The organism is Oxalicibacterium sp. (assembly GCF_057353965.1).
The window spans coordinates 858,877-875,977 of the sequence record NZ_JBMQZD010000001.1 but is presented as its reverse complement, the minus strand read 5'-3'; the positions used below and the strand labels follow the sequence as shown (position 1 = coordinate 875,977).

Below are 17,101 nucleotides of genomic sequence, written 5' to 3'. Positions count from 1 at the left end.
TGCGATGCAGATCATCCTGTTGCACCCGCGTTTTTCGCACGCGAAATCCGTCACGCTGACGCGCCGTCATCTGTTGTTGTGCATGGCTGGCTTCGTGCTGGCGGTGATCGTCGGCGCGTCTCTGCTTTCCTATCTTGCCTTGAGCCATGCCAATTCCATGCCGACGCCGGTGCGCGACATGATGGCTTCCGTTTCTTCCGGCGAAGAAGCCGGCAAGGACAAATTCCTGAAAGAAAATCTGGCGCTGATGGCGCGCAAGCTGGGCGAGATGCAGGCGCAGATGATGCGGCTGGATGCGTTGGGCGAGCGCGTGCAGGGGCTGGCGGGCGTCAAGCCGACCGAATTCAATTTCGGCGTACTGCCGGGGCGCGGCGGTGCCGAACCCAGCAGCATGGACGGCACCAGCAGCCACGACCTGACGATGTCCGAATTCCAGTCCCTGCTCGATTCGATGAGCCACGACCTGGAGCGGCGCACCGATTACATGAACGTCGTCGAATCGACGCTGATGAGCGACAAGATCAAGTCCCGGCTGCTGCCGACCAGCCAGCCGGTCAATGTCGCCTATAACGCGTCGAGCTTCGGTGTGCGCATCGATCCGTTTACCGGACGCGCTGCCATGCATGAAGGCATCGACTTTGCCGCACCGATCGGTACGCCCATCGTGGCGGCTGCCGGCGGCGTCGTCACCGTCGCCGAATTCCATCCGCAATACGGCAACATGCTGGAGATCGATCACGGCAACGACATGATTACGCGTTATGCGCATACGTCGCGCATTCTGGTGCATGTCGGCGATATCGTGCGGCGCGGCCAGCATGTGGCGGATATCGGAACGACCGGACGCTCGACCGGGCCGCATTTGCATTTCGAAGTCCGAGTCAAGGGCGTGGCCCAGGATCCGCGCAAATTCCTTGCTGCCGGTGCCGATCAGGCCAAGGCGGACAAGCTGGCGGCAGCGAGCCGTCGCTGATCGATGGACGGCGGCACATATCCTTCATGTGCGCCGCGCGTTATCCTTGCCTTCCTCTATTCCCGCATTCGTTTTTCCCTCTTGTTTCCGTCGTTGTCACCCCGATATGCCGGAAAACCACATGATAGAATCCGCAATTTGACCCTTCGCCGCTTTGGGACAGTGTTGCTGCTCCAATATAGTTTCAGGCGTCATTATTAGAATCCAAGCATGTCATTACTGACCCAGATTTTCGGCAGCCGCAATCAGCGTCTCCTCAAGCAATATCAGAAGACCGTTCGCGAAATCAACGCGCTCGAACCCGTGCTGGAAAAGCTGTCGGACGACGAACTGAAGGCCAAGACGCCCGAGTTCAAGGAGCGCTACGCGAAGGGCGAAAGTCTGGATGCATTGCTGCCGGAAGCCTTTGCCGTCTGTCGCGAGGCCAGCAAGCGCGTGCTGAAGATGCGTCACTTCGACGTGCAGCTGATCGGCGGCATGACGCTGCATTACGGGAAGATCGCCGAGATGGGCACTGGCGAAGGCAAGACGCTGATGGCGACGCTGCCGGCCTATCTGAATGCCTTGTCCGGCAAGGGCGTGCACGTGGTGACGGTCAACGATTACCTGGCGCAGCGCGATGCCGAATCGATGGGCGTGCTGTACGGCTGGCTGGGTTTAACGACCGGCGTGAATCTGTCGCAGATGGCGCATGACGACAAGCAGGTCGCCTATGGTTCCGACATCACCTACGGTACCAACAACGAATTCGGTTTTGACTATCTGCGCGACAACATGGTCTACGATGCCGCGGATCGCGTGCAGCGCAGCCTGAATTTCGCCATCGTCGACGAGGTCGACTCCATTCTGATCGACGAGGCGCGTACGCCGCTGATCATCTCCGGCCAGGCGGAAAACCATACCGATCTCTATCACAAGATCAACGAAGTGCCGCCGCTGCTGACGCTGCAGATCGGCGAGGAAACGCCGGACGGCAAGGGCAAGGTCGAAGTGCCGGGCGACTACACGAAGGACGAGAAGTCGCATCAGGTGCTGCTGACCGAAACCGGCCACGAGAAGGCAGAGGAAATCCTGACGCGCATGGGCCTGCTGGCCGAAGGTGCCTCGCTGTACGATGCTGCCAACATTTCGTTGATCCATCATCTCTATGCCGCGCTGCGCGCGCATACGCTGTATCACAAGGATCAGCATTACGTCGTGCAGAACGGCGAAGTCGTCATCGTCGACGAATTCACCGGCCGCCTGATGAGCGGCCGCCGCTGGTCCGATGGCCTGCATCAGGCAGTCGAGGCCAAGGAGCGCGTGAAGATCCAGAACGAGAACCAGACGCTGGCGTCGATCACGTTCCAGAACTACTTCCGCATGTATGCGAAGCTGGCTGGCATGACCGGTACGGCCGATACCGAAGCCTACGAATTCCAGGAAATCTACAAGCTGGAAACGGTCGTCATCCCGCCGAATCGTCCGAGCCAGCGCAAGGATCGCCAGGATCAGGTTTACAAGAGCGCGGATGAAAAATACCAGGCGATGCTGAAGGACATTCAGGATTGCTACGAGCGCGGCCAGCCGGTGCTGGTCGGCACCACGTCGATCGAAAATTCCGAACTGCTGTCCGGCATCCTGAACAAGGCGAAACTGCCGCACAACGTGCTGAATGCGAAGCAGCATGCGCGCGAGGCGGAAATCATCGCTCAGGCGGGCCGTCCAAAGGCGATCACGATTGCCACCAACATGGCCGGCCGCGGTACCGACATCGTCCTTGGCGGCAATGTCGACAAGCAGATCCAGTTGCTGGAATCGAATCCCGATCTGAGCGATGCCGACAAGATTGCGCAGGCACAGAAGCTGCGTGCCGAATGGCAATCGCTGCACGATCAGGTGGTGGCGGCCGGCGGTTTGCACATCATCGGTACCGAGCGTCATGAATCTCGCCGTGTCGACAACCAGCTGCGCGGTCGTTCCGGCCGTCAGGGCGATCCGGGTTCGTCGCGCTTCTATCTGTCGCTGGACGATCCGTTGCTGCGCATCTTCGCTGGCGATCGTGTGCGTTCCATCATGGATCGACTGAAGATGCCGGAAGGCGAGCCGATTGAAGCGGGCATCGTGTCGCGTTCGATCGAGTCGGCACAGCGCAAGGTCGAAGCGCGCAACTTCGACATCCGCAAGCAATTGCTCGAATACGACGACGTCGCCAATGATCAGCGCAAGGTCATCTATCAGCAGCGTAACGAATTGCTGGAAACCGAAGACGTCGCCAGCCTGATCGCGGCGCTGCGTCATGGTGTGTTCACCGAACAGTTCCGTCTGTATGTGCCGGAGCAGTCGCTGGAAGAGCAGTGGGAACTGGCTGCGTTGGACGATGTGCTGCGCAACGAATGGCAGCTCGATTTGTCGATGCAGGCCCTGCTGGAAAAAGAGCCGGAGATCACCGACGACGAAATGCTTGAACGCCTGCTGCAGGCGGCCGATGCGGCATACGATGCCAAAGTTGCGATTGTCGGCCGCGAACCGTTCGCCGGATTCGAGCGCAGCGTGATGCTGCAGGCTGTCGATTCGCACTGGCGCGAACATCTGGCGGCACTCGATCATCTGCGCCAGGGCATCCATCTGCGCGGCTATGCGCAGAAGAACCCGAAGCAGGAATACAAGCGCGAAGCCTTCGAACTGTTCGGCCAGATGCTGAACTTGATCAAGGACGAGGTCGTGAAGACCGTGATGACGGTGCGTATCCAGTCGCGTGCGGAAATCGACGCGGCCGAAGCGCAGCTGGCGCAATCGCAAGTGGAGAATGTGCATTACCAGCATGCCGATTTCGACGCGAATGCCGCGCCGGAAGAATTGCTGGCGCCGACCGCAGCAGGCGACGATGCGAGCCAGCCGGGACGGCCGCACGTCAATGCGGTGCCCAAGGTTGGCCGCAACGATCCATGCCCGTGCGGCAGTGGCAAGAAGTACAAGCAGTGCCACGGCAAGCTGGCCTGATCGCTGCAACAGGCAAGATGAAGAAAGGGCGGGTCATCCCGCCCTTTTTGCTTTTGTCTTGTCTCGTATCCTGCAGCACTATCTGCCGCCCCGGTCGAGTTCGGCCGAAGCGTTTAAAATAATGATCCTTTACAACCCCTCTTTTCCAGAAACGCGCCATGGCCGTCAATCTTCCTCTTCCGATTCCTGAAAAACTGACGGCGGTGGCCGGCATCGAACTGGGGCATGCCGAAGCCGGCATCCGCAAGGCCGACCGCAAGGATTTGCTGGTGATGAAGCTGGCGCCAACGGCAACCGTGTCTGGCGTGTTCACGAAGAACCGCTTCTGCGCGGCGCCGGTGCAATTGTGCAAGGAACATCTGGCCGGACGCCGCGAGGACGCGCCGATCCGTGCGCTGGTCGTCAATACCGGCAATGCCAATGCAGGTACCGGCGAAAGCGGTCTGGCGCATGCAAAGCAGACTTGCGAAGCATTGGCCAAGCTGCTCGATTGTGCGCCGGAACAGATTCTGCCGTTTTCCACCGGCGTCATTCTGGAGCCGCTGCCGATCGATCGTCTGGTTGCGGGCCTGCCGCAGGCGATCGGCAATCTGAAGTCTGACAACTGGCACAACGCCGCGCTGTCGATCATGACGACCGATACGCAGCCGAAGGCGGCTTCGCGTCAGGTGGCGATCAATGGCAAGACCGTCACGCTGACCGGCATCAGCAAGGGCGCCGGCATGATCAAGCCGAACATGGCGACGATGCTGGGCTTTCTGGCGATGGATGCCAAGGTCGCGCAGTCGGTGCTGGACAAGATGGTGCGTGACGTCGCCGATCGCTCGTTCAATTGCATCACCATCGACGGCGACACATCGACCAATGACTCCTTCATCGTGATGGCGACCGGCACTGCCGGTGTTGATGTCACGGCGGATAACACCCCTGAATATGCCGCGCTGTACGAGGCTGTACTCGGCCTGTCGCAGGAACTGGCGCAGATGATTGTGCGCGACGGCGAAGGCGCGACCAAATTCATGACCGTTACCGTGGAAGAAGGCCGCGACGCGGAAGAATGCCGCAAGATCGCCTATTCGATCGCGCATTCGCCGCTCGTGAAGACGGCCTTCTACGCATCCGATCCCAACCTCGGCCGCATTCTGGCCGCCATCGGCTATGCTGGCGTCGACGATCTCGACGTCACGCAATTGAACCTTTATCTGGACGATGTCTGGGTCGCAAAGAACGGCGGCCGCCATCCGGATTATCAGGAAGCCGACGGCCAGCGCGTGATGAAACAGAGCGAGATCACCATCCGGGTCAAGCTCGGTCGCGGCAGCGCAGTGTCCACCATCTGGACCTGCGATCTGTCGCACGACTACGTCTCGATCAACGCGGATTACCGGTCGTGATCCCGTGTCGGACGCGCTTGCGTCCGGCTGTGCTCACTTCACCAGAAATCTGATCTCATGACACAACTCGAACAATTCCTGACGCGCGCCGAAGCCTTGCTCGGCCGCCTCGAAGCCTTTCTTCCACCTGCGCTGAACGAGCCCGACTGGAACGCCTCGGTGGCATTCCGCTGGCGCAAGTCGAACGGCCGCGGTTGGTTGCAGCCGGTCGCCCATCTGTCGCCGATCGCGCTGGATGACCTGCACAACATCGGTCCTCAGAAGGAGCAGATCGAACAGAACACCCGCCAGTTCGTCGACGGCAAGCCGGCGAACAACGTGTTGCTGACCGGCGCGCGCGGCACCGGCAAGTCGTCGCTGATCAAGGCCTGTCTGAACCAGTTCGCCGATCGCGGCCTGCGCCTGATCGAAGTCGACAAGAGCGATCTCGGCGATTTGGCCGATATCGTCGACATGGTGTCGAAGCGCCCCGAGCGTTTCGTCATCTTCTGCGATGACTTGTCGTTCGAGGAGGGAGAGGGCGGCTACAAGGCGCTGAAGGTGGCGCTGGACGGCAGCGTGTCCGCGCAGTCGGACAACGTGTTGATTTATGCGACCTCGAATCGCCGCCATCTGCTGCCGGAGCGCATGTCAGATAACGCGGGCTACCATCACAGCGACGACGGCGATTTGCATCCAGGCGAGACGGTGGAAGAGAAAATCTCGCTGTCCGAACGCTTTGGCCTGTGGGTGACCTTCTATCCGTTCAAGCAGGACGACTATCTCGATATCGTTGCGCACTGGCTGGCCTATTTCGGCTGCAACGAGCAGCAAATCGAGGATGCGCGTCAGGAAGCATTGCGCTGGGCACTGCAGCGCGGTTCGCGTTCCGGCCGCGTGGCCTGGCAGTTCGCCAAGGACCATGCCGGCAAGATGAACAAGTAAAAACAGCAAGCAGGCATGGAGCGGTATGTCGCTCCATGCTTTGCCTTCCTTTTATTCCTTTCCGCGCTGCACATCATGTCCGATTCACTGTCTCCACCGAAACCGATCGATGTCGCCGTCGGCATCCTGATGAAGCCGAATGGCGACGTGCTGCTCGGCCAGCGGCCGGAAGGCAAGCCGTATGCAGGCTATTGGGAATTCCCCGGCGGCAAGGTGGAAGCGGGTGAAGATATTCTCGATGCACTGAAGCGCGAATTCGTCGAGGAACTTGGTGTACAGGTGTTGTCGGCGGAGCCGTGGTGCGGCGTCGAACACGTCTATCCGCATGCGCATGTGCGGCTGCACTTCTACATCAGCCGCGATTGGCAGGGCGAGCCGCAAAGTCTGGAGAAACAGGCTTTCGCCTGGCAGGGCAGTGTCGGTGTGGAGCCTTTGCTGCCGGCGACGATACCGTTGATCGAGTGGCTGGATCGCTTGCGCTATTCGGCTTGAAGTGCTGGCTTGAGCGGACCGCAGTCCGCTAGGGAAAATCAGGATTTCCGGTCCGGTGTCGGCGGGGCTTCGTCGTCGAAATCGTCGAGCGGATTGGCGACCGGAATCACGTATTTTTCTTCCGCCCATGCGCCCAGATCGATTTGGCGGCAGCGTTCCGAACAGAATGGCCGATATTTGTTGGCTTCAATCCATTCGACCTTGGTGCCGCAGGTAGGGCAATTGACGACTGTCGGCATGATGCGTCAGAAGCTGCAGAGGGTGAGCTCGAAAGGAATATCGCCTTCCATCGCCTTCGGTTTCATGTCGCCGTCCTGCGACGTGAAGCGCACCCACAGCATGTACTTGTTGGCCGAAATTTCGGGAATCGCACCCAGCGTTTCATCCACGGTCAGGCGCAGCATCTGATAGGTCTTCCCTTGCAGCATCTGCTGATAGCTGCCGGACTGCGCGATCATCTTGACCGGGCGTCCCGATTCGCGCAGCAGGCGCAGCACCATGGTGATCGCATCGAACAGCGGTACCAGCGGCGTAAACCACTTCTGGATGTCGGCAATGCGTTGCTCGGTCGAATCGTGCTGCCATGCATGATAGGACGGCAGGTCGAATTCGCAGGCGCCGCCCGGGATGATGGTGCGGCCGCGTATGCTCATCAGCCATTCGTTTTCACGGATATGCTGGCCGGTCTTGCCTTGCGAGGCAACCAGCGCGGTGCTGATGCGATCGATATCGACCAGGATCGCATCCAGCATTTCCGGTTCGACATTGGGATTGGAGCGGAATCCGAGCAGCGTCTGCTTCTGGCGTTCCAGTTCCTGCAGCAGGTCGGATTTCAGATCGGCGCGGCCGGCGACTTCCAGCATTTCGAAAATGGTGGACAGGGCGACATGATGGTGCTGCGGATGATCGTGACCGATGAAGAAGGCGAATTTCTCGTACAGGTCTTCCAACCGCAGCAGCGTGCGAATACGCTCATTGAAAGGGTATTCGTAAACAATCAAGGTGGCATCCCTATAAAGTTAGACCGGCCGGTACGAGGCAATTTGTGTGATTCTGAACGAAGCCGCGCCAAATTACAAATAGACATCTGTCTATCCAGTGGGGCCGGCACAGGCGGCGTTCATCCGATAGACCGGCAAGTCCGTTCAGCGTTCATCGGCCTGCGCCAGGGCAACATAGGCGGCATGCAGGCGTTCGACCTGCACCGTCAACGCGGCAGGATCGCCTTCGTTGACAATCACGTCGTCCGCCGCCGCCAGCCGGGCTGCGCGCGGGGCCTGGGTCGCCATGATGGCGCGTACCTGCGCTTCGCTGAGCGCATTGCGCTGCATGACGCGCTGCAGCTGGACTTCCTCGCTGCAATCGACTACCAGCACGCGCGAGACGCGCTGCTTCCATACGCTCGATTCAACCAGCAGCGGCACGACGAAAAGTGGATAGACGCCTTGCGTTTCGGCCGCTGCACGTTCAGTTTCGCTACGGATCAACGGATGCAGGATGGCTTCCAGTTTCTTTTTCGATGTCGGATCGGCGAAGACCGCTTCGCGCATGCGTGTGCGATCCATCGCACCGTCTGCGGTGATGAAGCCGGTGCCGAATGCCTGCCGGATCGGTTCGATGGCGATGCCGCCGGTTGCCGTCAATTGGTGCGCGATCTGGTCGGTGTCGATCACGGCAGCGCCGAGGCCGGCGAACAGTTCGGCGACGGTCGTCTTGCCGCTGCCGATGCCGCCTGTCAGGCCGACCGAGAATCGCGTTGCGCGCGTCATGTAAGTATCAGAGATTCAGCGATGTTCAGTAAAAGCCGAGGTAGGTGGCCGTCAGCTGTTTACCGTACAGCAAAGCGAGCAGACCTGCTGCGGCTAGATAGGGGCCGAACGGAATCGGGATGTCGCGTCCGCGTCGCGCCAGCACGATCAGCGCGATGCCGACCACGGCGCCAACCGCCGACGACAGCAGGATGATGATCGGCAGCATCTTCCAGCCCAGCCATGCGCCAAGCGCGGCCAGCAGCTTGAAGTCGCCGTATCCCATGCCTTCCTTGCCGGTCGTCAGCTTGAACAGCCAGTAGACGGCCCATAGCGCGACGTACCCGGCTGCTGCACCGATGACGGCTTCGGACAGCGGTACGAAGGTGGCGTTCAGATTGATCAGCAGGCCTAGCCACAACAGCGGCAGCGTCAGATCGTCCGGCAGCAGTTGCGTATCGGCATCGATGAAGGTCATCGCGATCAGAAGCCAGACGAAGAACAGCGTACCCAGTCCGGCAAGGCCGCTGCCGAAACGCCAGACCAGCAGGGCGGAAAGCAGGCCGGTCAACAGTTCGATGATGGGATAGCGAAATGAGATCGGCGTCTTGCAGGCGGAACATTTGCCGCCCAATACCGCATAGCTGACGACCGGAATGTTTTCCCGCGCAGTGATCTGGTGACCGCATTGCGGGCAGGCCGAGCGCGGCACCATCAGGTTGTAGCGGTCTTCGTGCGGCAAGGGTTTGCCGCTTTCGCTGGCGACGTAGTTGTCCGATTCCCGCTGCATCATCTTCGGCAGGCGATGGATGACGACGTTGAGGAAGCTGCCGATCAGCAGGCCGAGAATGCCGGCGACAACGGTGGGCAAGAGGCTGGCGGGTGCGGCAAACAGGAGTTGGTCGAACATGTAAATCGATCAGGTTGGACGCGGCATGCAGCAGCATGCCGCGCGAAGGAAATGATAGAGCGTCAGGCGGAACGGCAGCCGGATTGCTGCGCGGAGTTACACGACCGAGCCCAGCTTGAAGATCGGCAGATACATTGCCACCACCAGACCGCCAATCAGCACGCCGAGGATCACCATGATCAGCGGCTCCATCAGGCTGGACAGCGAGGCGACGGCATCGTCAACCTCGGCTTCATAGAAATCGGCGACCTTGCCCAGCATGCTGTCGAGCGAACCGGATTCCTCGCCGATGGCGACCATCTGCGTCACCATGTTCGGGAAGACGTCGGCATTCTGCATCGCGACCGTCAGGCTGGTACCGGTAGAGACTTCGGTTTGGATAACGCGCGTGGCATCCATGTAGACGGCATTGCCGGAAGCGCCGCCGACGGAATCCAGCGATTCGACCAGCGGCACGCCAGCCGCGAACATTGTCGACAGCGTACGCGTCCAGCGTGCGATGGTTGCCTTGCGGATGACGGAGCCGAAAACCGGCACCTTCAGGAGCAGGCGATCCATCGTGCGCTGCATCTTCACCGAACGCCGCCACGACTGGAAGAACAGATAGAGTGCGGCGAACAGGCCGCCGAAGATGAGATACCAGTTGGCGACGAAGAAATCCGAAATGGCGATCACCAGCAGTGTCGGCGCGGGTAGATCGGCACCGAAGCTCTTGAAGACGTCCTTGAATGCAGGCACGACCCAGATCATGATAACTGCGGTGACAATGAAAGCCACGGCGAGAATCGAGACCGGATAGAACATCGCCGACTTGATCTTGCTCTTGATCGCCAGTGTCTTTTCCTTATAGACGGCCAGACGCGTCAGCAGGTCTTCCAGGATGCCGGCCTGTTCGCCGGCGGCGACCAGGTTGCAGAACAGCGGATCGAAGTACAACGGAAACTTGCGGAAGGCCTGATTCAGGCTGGTGCCGGTCTCGACGTCGGCGCGGATATCCTGGATCAGCTTGGAGACGGACGGATTGTCGTTGCCCTTGGCGACAATGTCGAAAGACTGCAGCAGCGGTACGCCGGCCTTCATCATGGTCGCCAATTGGCGGGTGAACAGCGTGATGTCCTTTTCCTGGATCTTCTTGCCGCTGCGGTAGGCCTTCTTCTTGACCTTGGTGACGACGACTCCCTGGCGGCGCAATGTGGCATTGACGACGGCTTCGCCGCCGGCGCGCAATTCGCCGCGCACCACCTTGCCGGTCTTGTCTCGTCCCTCCCAGGCGAAAACGGATTCCTTGGCGATTGCTGCACTTCCCGCCTTGCGTACTGACGTAGCCATCCCTCTACCTCTTTTTTAGTTGTTGGTGCAGCCCAGAACCTCTTCCAGACTGGTGAGTCCTTGCTTGACCTTGACCAGACCCGCTTCGCGCAGGTTCTTCACGCCTTCCTTCCTTGCCTGCGCCTCGATTTCCAGCGCAGTGGCATGGTTCAGGATCAGCCGTTCGATTTCTTCAGTGATCGGCATGATCTGGTAAATACCGACGCGGCCCTTGTAGCCGCTGCCGTTGCAGCGTTCGCAGCCGACCGGTTTGTACGGCAACCAGGTGCCGTCCAGATCGTCTTCCGTGAAACCGGCTTCGATCAGCGCTTCGTCCGGAATGGTCGTCGTCTGCTTGCATGTGCAGAGGCGGCGTGCCAGACGTTGCGCGGTAATCAGGATCACCGACGAGGCGATGTTGAACGGCGCCACGCCCATGTTCATCAGGCGCGTCAGCGTGGCCGGCGCGTCGTTGGTATGCAGCGTGGAAAACACCATGTGGCCGGTCTGCGCGGCCTTGATGGCGATGTCGGCCGTTTCGAGGTCGCGAATCTCGCCGACCATGATGATGTCCGGATCCTGGCGCAGGAAGGCTTTCAGTGCGATCGGGAAGGTCAGGCCGGCCTTGTCGTTGACGTTGACCTGGTTGACGCCCGGCAGGTTGATCTCGGCCGGATCTTCGGCGGTGGAGATATTGATGCCAGGCTTGTTCAGGATGTTCAGGCAGGTATACAGCGACACCGTCTTGCCGGAACCGGTCGGTCCGGTGACGAGGACCATGCCGTAGGGGCGATGGATCGCCTCCATTAGAATTTCTTTTTGATCCGGATCGTAGCCCAACGCGTCGATACCCATTTGCGCCTGCGAGCCGTCCAGAATACGCATGACGATCTTCTCGCCGAACAGCGTCGGCAGCGTGCTGACACGGAAGTCGATGGAGCGGGCCTTGGATACCACCAGCTTCATGCGGCCATCCTGCGGCACGCGTTTCTCGGAAATATCGAGTTTGGAGATGACCTTGATGCGCGATGCCAGTTTTTCCTTGATCGCCAGCGGCGGCTGGGCGATGTCGCGCAACACACCATCGACGCGAAAGCGGATGCGGTAGAACTTCTCGAATGGTTCGAAATGCAGGTCGGATGCGCCTTGATTGATGGCATCCAACAGAATCTTTTGCAGGAATTTGACAACCGGTGCATCGTCGATATCGACGGCCGCACCGCCATCGACCGGCACGGCTTCGTCTTCAGCGAAATCGATGTTTTCGAGATCGTCACCGATCAGTTCATTCAGGTCCTGTTCGGCACTTTGCGCCAGCTTTTCGACGAGCTTCAGAAGCGCGTTGTGATCGACGATGATCGGTTCGACGGTCAGTTCGGTCTGGAACTTGATCTGTTCCAGCGCCTGCGAATTGGTTGGATCCGAGATGGCGACAGAAACCTTGTTGCCGCGCTTGGCCAGTGCCACGACGCGCTGGCTCTGCATCAATTTGGCATCGATCAGCTTGTCGGGAAGCAGTTCGGCGTTGAAAGCGTTCAGATCCAGCAGCGGGTAGCCGAAAGTTTCCGAGCAGAAGGCCGCCAATCGCGGCGCATCGATGACGTCGCCTTTCAGCAGCATATCGATGAACGGCGTTTTTTCGGCCGCAGCCTGCTTGACGACGGCATCGACCTGCTGTGGCGACAATCTGCCTGCCTGCAGCAACGCACGGGCAAGACCTGACATCGCATGGGTTGATGCCGAGCTGGGGAGGACTGCAGCCATGTATCTAAGCCGAAAGTGAGCCGAAAGGACCGAAGGGATCGGCGAGGAGCGCCAAAAGGTGCGTTAGATGATGCCTCCCGGCATTTGTTTTGTAAAGACGCCGGCCGAAATTGTTACTTTTTTGCCTGATCGTCGGTGACGATGGCGAATATTCAAGGCTGCGGCACGTCCGGAGGACGAACGTGCCGAGAGCAATCAGTGATTGCGATGGACAGCGAAGGCGCTCAATTGGAGCAGGGCGTCCTTGAACGCATTGTCGGGCAACGCCGCCAGCGATGCGGCTGCCACTGCTGCGGCGTCTTCCGCCTTGCGTTTCGTGTAGCCCAGTGCGCCCGACGTGGTGACGGCGCCGAGAACTGCGTCGAAATGCTGTTCGTCGCCATTTTCGATGCAGCTGCGTACCAGTTCGCGCTGTTCCGGCGTGCCGTGCTCCATCAGATAAATCAGCGGCAGCGTCGCCTTGCCCTCCCGCAGGTCGTCGCCGACGTTCTTGCCGATATCTTCCGACTGGCCCGAGTAATCCAGCACGTCGTCGATCAATTGGAAAGCCGTACCCAGCGAACGGCCATATTCGGCGGCCGCTTCGATTTGCTGGTCGCTGGCACCGGCGATCAGGGCGCCGAGTTGGGCGGCAGCCTCGAACAGTTTGGCGGTCTTGGAGCGGATCACCTGTGTATACCGTTCCTCGGAAACGTCCGGATCATGCATGTTCAGCAACTGCAGCACCTCGCCTTCGGCGATGACGTTGGTGGCGTCTGCCAGAATCTGCATGACGCGGCTGTCGCCTACCGACACCATCATCTGGAAGGCGCGCGAATACAGGAAATCGCCGACAAGCACGGAAGCGGCATTGCCGAACAGCGCATTGGCGGTCTGGCGGCCACGGCGCAATGATGATTCATCGACAACATCGTCATGCAGCAGCGTGGCGGTATGGATGAATTCGACGACGGCGGCCAACTGGTGGTGGGCGCTGCCCTGATAACCGTAGGCATTGGCCATTAGCAGGACCAGAACGGGGCGGATGCGTTTGCCGCCGGCGCTGATGATGTAGTCGGCAATCTGGTTAACCAAGGCCACTTCCGAGTGCAGCTTTTGCCGGATAACCGTGTCAACTGCGCTCAGATCGGCGGAAATGGGCTGAATTAGCTGATTTTGGGAGGGCGAAAGAGGAACGGAAGCCAAGGTAAGCCTGATGGATAGCGTTAAGTTGCTGAATTATACGATGCCGCGAGAAGAAAGAATCGTCTTCCCCCTCGCGGGACGCAGGATTATTGTTTGAAAGATACTGTTGGCGTATTGCGCGAATGACGTTACAGGCAGTTGCTTGTATTTGTTGTATCGGATTATGCGTGGTTGACACATTCCCCGATTTTTCCTATATGGATTTTGACCGTCGTGCTAAGTCCATGTATAATTTGCGGTTTTCCCCGATCTGTGGGCTCGTTCGAGCGGCATGACCGGGCAAAAAGTCCTTTAATCAATTGATGAGGTTTCACATGTACGCGGTCATAAAAACCGGCGGCAAACAATACAAGGTTGCTGCTGGCGAAAAACTCAAAGTAGAACAGATACCGGCAGACATTGGATCCGAAGTCACTCTCGATCAAGTGCTCGCAGTGGGCGCTGGCGATACCATCAAGTTTGGTGCGCCACTGGTCGCAGGTGCCACGGTCCTTGCCACGGTTGTCTCCCACGGTCGTCACGACAAGGTCAAGATTTTCAAGATGCGCCGTCGCAAGCACTATCAGAAGCACCAGGGCCATCGCCAGAATTACACCGAATTGCAGATCGTTTCGATCAACGGCTGAGCCGCTGATTCGGACTAACCAGATACAAGGAGTCAGAAATGGCACACAAAAAGGGCGGCGGCACTACGCGCAACGGTCGCGACTCGGAATCGAAGCGTCTAGGCGTGAAAGTCTACGGCGGTCAAGCGATCAACGCAGGCGGCATCATCGTTCGTCAACGCGGCACCAAGATGCATGCGGGCGAGAACGTCGGCATGGGCAAGGATCACACCCTGTTCGCGCTGATCGACGGCAAGGTCGCGTTCGTGACCAAGGGCGCATTGAAGCGCCACTACGTGACGGTCGTTGCTGCTTAATATATTGAGCGGCGCAACCTGCGCGAACGCAAGGCGAAAGCCATCCATCAAAAGGCTCTGCCGCAGGTAGGGCCTTTTTAGTTTTTACGGCACAGCTTTTACGTTTAACGGCGGTAAACATGAAATTCATCGACGAAGCAAAAATCGAAGTCATTGCCGGCAATGGCGGCAACGGCGTCGCCTCCTTTTGTCGTGAAAAATTCAGGCCGTTCGGCGGACCTGACGGCGGCGACGGCGGTCGCGGCGGCAGCATCTGGGCCGTGGCCGACCGTAACATCAATACGCTGGTCGACTTCCGCTATTCCAAGATTCACAAGGCCGGCAATGGCGAGAACGGACGCGGCTCCGATTGCTACGGCAAGGGCGCGGACGACGTTTTCCTGCGCATGCCGGTCGGCACGCTGATCATCGATCAGAACGACGGCGAACTGATCGCCGACCTGACCGAGCACGGTCAGCAGGTACTGATCGCCAAAGGCGGCGAGGGTGGCTGGGGCAACATCCATTTCAAGTCGTCGACCAACCGTGCACCGCGCCAGAAAACCGAAGGCAAGGAAGGCGAGCGTCGCGAACTGCGTCTGGAACTGAAGGTATTGGCCGATATCGGTTTGCTGGGTATGCCGAATGCCGGCAAATCGACATTCATCACGGCGGTTTCCAATGCGCGCCCCAAGATTGCCGATTATCCGTTCACGACGCTGCATCCCAATCTGGGCGTGGTGCGCGTCAGTCACGAGAAAAGTTTTGTCATCGCCGACATCCCGGGTCTGATCGAAGGCGCGTCGGAAGGTGCAGGCCTCGGCCACCAGTTCCTGCGCCATCTGCAGCGCACGCGCCTGTTGCTGCACATCGTCGATCTGGCGCCATTCGACAATGTCGATCCGGTCAAGGAAGCCAAGGCGATCGTCAAGGAACTGAAAAAGTACGACGAATCGCTATACGACAAGCCGCGCTGGCTGGTATTGAACAAGCTGGACATGGTGCCGGAAGGCGAGCGCGCCAAACGTGTGAAGGATTTCATCAAGCGTTTCGGCTGGAAAGGGCCGGTCTTCGAGATTTCCGCACTGACCCGTGAAGGCTGCGCCGATCTGATCGTCGAGATTTACGACTACCTGGCGCAGCAGCGGCAGGCGGAACAGCGTACCGAAGAAACGCAGATGACCGATGAATCGGTTCGCGGCATCGATTCCGTCGATCCGGACGATCCGCGTTTCAAGATTATCGACTGAAGCGCTTGCGAAACGTTATATAGTCGGTGGCAGATATTCCGTCCGACTGCAGCGCCAGCCGGGCTCTCAAAATAAGAACAGCGTCGGACTCATTCATCTATGCAATCCGTCATTCAGCAAGCAAAACGCGTCATCATCAAGGTCGGTTCCTCGCTCGTCACCAACGACGGCAAGGGGCTGGATGCGGTTGCCATCCGCAAGTGGGCGGAGCAGATCGTCCAGTTGCGTGCCCTCGGCAAGGACGTGGTACTCGTCAGTTCGGGGGCGATTGCGGAAGGAATGCAACGGCTCGGCTTCGACAAGCGCCCGACGGGCATACATGAACTGCAGGCTTGCGCGGCAGTCGGCCAGATGGGCTTGGCGCAGATCTACGAAACCAGCTTCAGCCAGCACGACGTGCGTACTGCGCAAGTGCTGCTGACGCATGCGGACCTGGCAGACCGTGAGCGTTATCTGAATGCACGCTCGACATTGTTTGCGCTGCTGAATCTGGGCGTGGTGCCTATCATCAACGAGAACGATACGGTCGTCACCGACGAGATCAAGTTCGGCGACAACGATACGCTGGGCGCGTTGGTTGCCAATCTGATCGAGGCCGACGCCTTGATCATCCTGACCGATCAGCGCGGCCTGTACACGGCCGATCCGCGCAAGAATCCGCAAGCCGAATTCGTCCATGAAGCCAGTGCCGGCGATCCGGCGCTGGAAGCCATGGCCGGTGGAGCCGGCAGCAGCTTGGGACGTGGCGGCATGCTGACGAAGATACTGGCGGCCAAACGCGCAGCTCTATCGGGCGCGCATACCGTGATTGCGTGGGGGCGGGAAGACAGTGTCCTGACGCGGCTGGCGCAAGGCGAAGCAATCGGCACGCAACTGACGGCGCAGACGGCGCAGCTGACCGCGCGCAAGCAATGGATGGCCGATCACTTGCAGACGGCTGGCCGTGTGGTGCTGGACGATGGCGCGGTGAAGAAGCTAACGGCGGAAGGGAAGTCTTTGCTGCCAATCGGCGTGACCGAAGTGTCCGGCAGTTTCGGCCGCGGTGATGTGATTACTTGCGTGGATCAGTCCGGTCGAGCGGTCGCACGCGGGATTACCAATTACGCCAGTTCCGAAGCGCGGCGCATCATGCGCAAGCCGTCGACGGAAATCGCGGCAATCCTCGGCTTCGTCGAGGAGCCGGAACTGATTCATCGCGATAATCTGGTACTGCTGTAACTATCGGTGCAAGCTGGTTGTTAATTATCCGACTACGGAAATTCACCAATAG

At 59.3% G+C, this 17,101-nt stretch carries 16 protein-coding genes; 9 read left to right on the top strand and 7 right to left on the bottom strand.

The window, feature by feature from the left end; translation table 11 throughout:
• Nucleotides 1-4 precede the first annotated feature (4 nt).
• The 5 genes from ACO1VH_RS04265 (at nt 5) to ACO1VH_RS04245 (ending at nt 6,765) form a co-directional block, all read left to right on the top strand.
• Nucleotides 5-973 (top strand): M23 family metallopeptidase, encoded by a 969-nt coding sequence (locus tag ACO1VH_RS04265; protein WP_486242721.1) that lies wholly within the window; start codon nt 5-7, stop codon nt 971-973.
• A gap of 210 nt (nt 974-1,183) precedes the next feature.
• Nucleotides 1,184-3,955, top strand: coding sequence for a preprotein translocase subunit SecA (secA, locus tag ACO1VH_RS04260; RefSeq protein ID WP_486242720.1), 2,772 nt, complete (start codon nt 1,184-1,186; stop codon nt 3,953-3,955).
• Between the two features lie 158 nt (nt 3,956-4,113).
• Nucleotides 4,114-5,349 carry a bifunctional glutamate N-acetyltransferase/amino-acid acetyltransferase ArgJ gene (gene argJ, locus ACO1VH_RS04255; RefSeq protein WP_486242718.1) on the top strand — a complete coding sequence of 412 codons (1,236 nt, stop codon included), beginning with the start codon at nt 4,114-4,116 and terminating at the stop codon, nt 5,347-5,349.
• Nucleotides 5,350-5,406: 57 nt separating this feature from the next.
• Nucleotides 5,407-6,273: an ATP-binding protein gene (locus ACO1VH_RS04250; RefSeq protein ID WP_486242716.1), complete on the top strand. Its 867-nt coding sequence runs from the start codon at nt 5,407-5,409 to the stop codon at nt 6,271-6,273.
• A gap of 75 nt (nt 6,274-6,348) precedes the next feature.
• A complete protein-coding gene (locus ACO1VH_RS04245) occupies nt 6,349-6,765 on the top strand; it encodes an NUDIX domain-containing protein (RefSeq protein ID WP_486242714.1) in 417 nt (138 codons plus the stop codon).
• Nucleotides 6,766-6,803: 38 nt separating this feature from the next.
• Here ACO1VH_RS04245 and yacG read toward each other — a convergent pair whose 3' ends face one another.
• From yacG to ispB, 7 genes are all read right to left on the bottom strand, one after another.
• Nucleotides 6,804-7,004, bottom strand: coding sequence for a DNA gyrase inhibitor YacG (yacG, locus tag ACO1VH_RS04240; protein WP_188419698.1), 201 nt, complete (start codon nt 7,002-7,004; stop codon nt 6,804-6,806).
• Between the two features lie 6 nt (nt 7,005-7,010).
• Nucleotides 7,011-7,766 (bottom strand): cell division protein ZapD, encoded by a 756-nt coding sequence (gene zapD / locus ACO1VH_RS04235; protein ID WP_486242712.1) that lies wholly within the window; start codon nt 7,764-7,766, stop codon nt 7,011-7,013.
• Between the two features lie 144 nt (nt 7,767-7,910).
• Nucleotides 7,911-8,534: a dephospho-CoA kinase gene (gene coaE, locus ACO1VH_RS04230; RefSeq protein WP_486242710.1), complete on the bottom strand. Its 624-nt coding sequence runs from the start codon at nt 8,532-8,534 to the stop codon at nt 7,911-7,913.
• Nucleotides 8,535-8,559: 25 nt separating this feature from the next.
• Nucleotides 8,560-9,423, bottom strand: a complete 864-nt coding sequence (locus tag ACO1VH_RS04225; RefSeq protein ID WP_486242708.1) for a prepilin peptidase — start codon at nt 9,421-9,423, stop codon at nt 8,560-8,562.
• Nucleotides 9,424-9,519: 96 nt separating this feature from the next.
• Nucleotides 9,520-10,752: a type II secretion system F family protein gene (locus ACO1VH_RS04220; RefSeq protein ID WP_486242706.1), complete on the bottom strand. Its 1,233-nt coding sequence runs from the start codon at nt 10,750-10,752 to the stop codon at nt 9,520-9,522.
• 15 nt (nt 10,753-10,767) lie between these two features.
• Nucleotides 10,768-12,495 (bottom strand): type IV-A pilus assembly ATPase PilB, encoded by a 1,728-nt coding sequence (gene pilB, locus ACO1VH_RS04215; protein ID WP_486242704.1) that lies wholly within the window; start codon nt 12,493-12,495, stop codon nt 10,768-10,770.
• A gap of 195 nt (nt 12,496-12,690) precedes the next feature.
• Nucleotides 12,691-13,641, bottom strand: a complete 951-nt coding sequence (ispB, locus tag ACO1VH_RS04210; protein ID WP_486242855.1) for an octaprenyl diphosphate synthase — start codon at nt 13,639-13,641, stop codon at nt 12,691-12,693.
• A gap of 353 nt (nt 13,642-13,994) precedes the next feature.
• Between ispB and rplU the strand changes: the two genes are divergently transcribed.
• From rplU to proB, 4 genes are all read left to right on the top strand, one after another.
• Nucleotides 13,995-14,306, top strand: coding sequence for a 50S ribosomal protein L21 (rplU, locus tag ACO1VH_RS04205; protein WP_486242702.1), 312 nt, complete (start codon nt 13,995-13,997; stop codon nt 14,304-14,306).
• A gap of 38 nt (nt 14,307-14,344) precedes the next feature.
• A complete protein-coding gene (rpmA, locus tag ACO1VH_RS04200) occupies nt 14,345-14,602 on the top strand; it encodes a 50S ribosomal protein L27 (protein ID WP_486242700.1) in 258 nt (85 codons plus the stop codon).
• Between the two features lie 119 nt (nt 14,603-14,721).
• Nucleotides 14,722-15,831: an Obg family GTPase CgtA gene (gene cgtA / locus ACO1VH_RS04195; RefSeq protein WP_486242699.1), complete on the top strand. Its 1,110-nt coding sequence runs from the start codon at nt 14,722-14,724 to the stop codon at nt 15,829-15,831.
• A gap of 99 nt (nt 15,832-15,930) precedes the next feature.
• On the top strand, nt 15,931-17,049 hold the full coding sequence (gene proB / locus ACO1VH_RS04190) for a glutamate 5-kinase (protein ID WP_486242697.1): 1,119 nt from the start codon (nt 15,931-15,933) through the stop codon (nt 17,047-17,049).
• Nucleotides 17,050-17,101 lie beyond the last annotated feature (52 nt).